This window comes from Streptomyces sp. 8L, from assembly GCF_020176795.1.
GTDB lineage: Bacteria > Actinomycetota > Actinomycetes > Streptomycetales > Streptomycetaceae > Streptomyces.
This window is the reverse complement of the sequence record NZ_JAIUKE010000916.1, coordinates 1-1,032: the sequence shown is the minus strand read 5'-3', so window position 1 is coordinate 1,032 and position 1,032 is coordinate 1. Positions and strand designations below refer to the sequence as shown.

Here is a 1,032-nt window from a genome sequence, read left to right as displayed (position 1 = left end):
GCCCACACCCCGGGCCCGTGCCCACCCCACGTCCTCAGCAAGGAGCACGCATGTCTTTCACCAGCGACGAGATCGCCCGCCAGCCGGACGCCTGGCTCAGGGCCGCCGCCGTGGCGGCAGCCTGCGACCACCTGCCCTCGCCCGGGGAGCGTGTCGCCGTCGTCGGCTGCGGCACCTCCTGGTTCATGGCCGAGGCGTACGCCGTCCTGCGCGAGTCCCGGGGGCTCGGCGAGACCGACTTCTTCACGGCGTCGGAGTACCCCTCGGGCCGCTCCTACGACCGCGTCGTCGCGATCACCCGCTCCGGCACCACCACCGAAGTCCTCGACATCCTGGGGAGGCTGAGGGACACCTGTCCCACCACGGCGCTCACCGCCGACCTCGACACACCGGTCGTGGCCGCGGCCGGCCATGTCGTGGACCTCTCCTTCGCCGACGAACGCTCCGTGGTCCAGACGCTGTTCGCGACGACCGCGCTCGCCGCGCTCCGTGCCTCGCTCGGCGAGGACATCGAGCCCCTGGCGTCGGCGGCGCGGTCCGTGCTCGCCGAGCCGCTCGCCGAGGAGTGGCTGGCCGCCGAGCAGATCACGTTCCTCGGCGGCGGCTGGGCCCACGGCATCGCGCGGGAGGCCGGGCTCAAGATGCGGGAGTCCGCCCAGGCGTGGACGGAGTCGTACCCGAGCATGGAGTACCGGCACGGCCCGATCAGCATCGCGGCCCCGGGACGTGTCGTGTGGCACTTCGGCGAGGACGGCGGAGACCTCGCGCAGGACGTGGCCCTCACCGGCGCAGCCTTCGTCGACTTCCCCCAGGACCCCCAGGTCGACCTGGTCCGGGTGCAGCGGCTCGCGGAGGCCACCGCCCGGCGCCGCGGTCTCGACCCCGACCGCCCGCGCAGCCTCACCCGGTCCGTCGTGCTGGAGCCGCGCCCGTAACAGGCCGCGCCCGGCGGGCGGTTCCCCGCACCGGCGGACCGCACAAGCACACCGCGGTACCGGCCCCGCCGGGCCGGGGCCGGGGCCGGTACCGCGG

General features: G+C 75.1%; 1 protein-coding gene. It reads left to right on the top strand.

Features of this window, described 5'->3' with window-relative positions; all coding sequences use genetic code 11:
* Positions 1–50: 50 nt before the first annotated feature.
* Entirely contained in the window at positions 51–935 is an 885-nt protein-coding gene (locus tag LCE31_RS39860; RefSeq protein WP_225023193.1) for an SIS domain-containing protein, read from the top strand.
* The last annotated feature ends 97 nt before the right edge of the window (positions 936–1,032 follow it).

Coding starts and splice junctions, on each gene's coding strand:
- LCE31_RS39860 (WP_225023193.1), top strand. CDS start 51: ATGTCTTTCACCAGCGACGAGATCGCCCGCCAGCCGGACGCCTGGCTC.